General features: G+C 65.4%; 2 protein-coding genes. Both read left to right on the forward strand.

From position 1 onward, the window contains the following. On the forward strand, positions 1-511 hold a 511-nt coding region (locus AB4Z35_RS29950; RefSeq protein WP_442101152.1), incomplete at its 5' end, for a sulfate ABC transporter permease. Beyond that, positions 508-647 (forward strand): ATP-binding cassette domain-containing protein (locus AB4Z35_RS29955; RefSeq protein ID WP_442101153.1); only part of this gene is annotated, 140 nt, incomplete at its 3' end. The genes AB4Z35_RS29950 and AB4Z35_RS29955, both read left to right, overlap by 4 nt.

Consider the following 647-nt stretch of genomic DNA (forward strand, 5'->3'; position numbering starts at 1 on the left):
GGGCTGGTTCGGCCCGTGGCTGGAGGCGCCCGATATCAAGATCATGTTCGCGGTGCCGGGCATCGTGCTGGCGACGATCTTCGTCACCTTCCCGTTCGTGGCGCGCGAGCTGATTCCGCTGATGCAGGCCCAGGGCAGCGAGGAAGAGGAGGCCGCCATCGTGCTGGGCGCCTCCGGCTGGCAGACCTTCCGCCATATCACGCTGCCGAACATCCGCTGGGGGCTGCTGTATGGCGTGATCCTGTGCAATGCGCGGGCGATGGGCGAGTTCGGCGCGGTGTCGGTGGTCTCGGGCCATATCCGCGGCCTGACCAACACCATGCCGCTGCACGTGGAAATTCTTTACAACGAGTACAACTTCGCGGCCGCGTTCGCGGTGGCGTCGCTGCTGACGCTGCTGGCGCTGGTCACGCTGGGCATCAAGACGCTGGTGGAACTCCGCGCCAGCAAGGAACATCAGGACGAGGGCGCGAGCCGCCCCGCGCCGACACTGCAAGGGCAGCCATCATGAGCATTCAGGTCAGGAACGTACAGAAGCATTTCGGCGATTTCGTCGCGCTGGACAACGTCTCGCTCGATTTCGACGAAGGCGAGCTGACCGCGCTGCTGGGSCCYTCGGGYTGCGGCAAGACCACGCTGCTGCGCAT

The organism is Pseudomonas sp. KB_15 (assembly GCF_052114525.1).
GTDB lineage: Bacteria > Pseudomonadota > Gammaproteobacteria > Pseudomonadales > Pseudomonadaceae > Aquipseudomonas.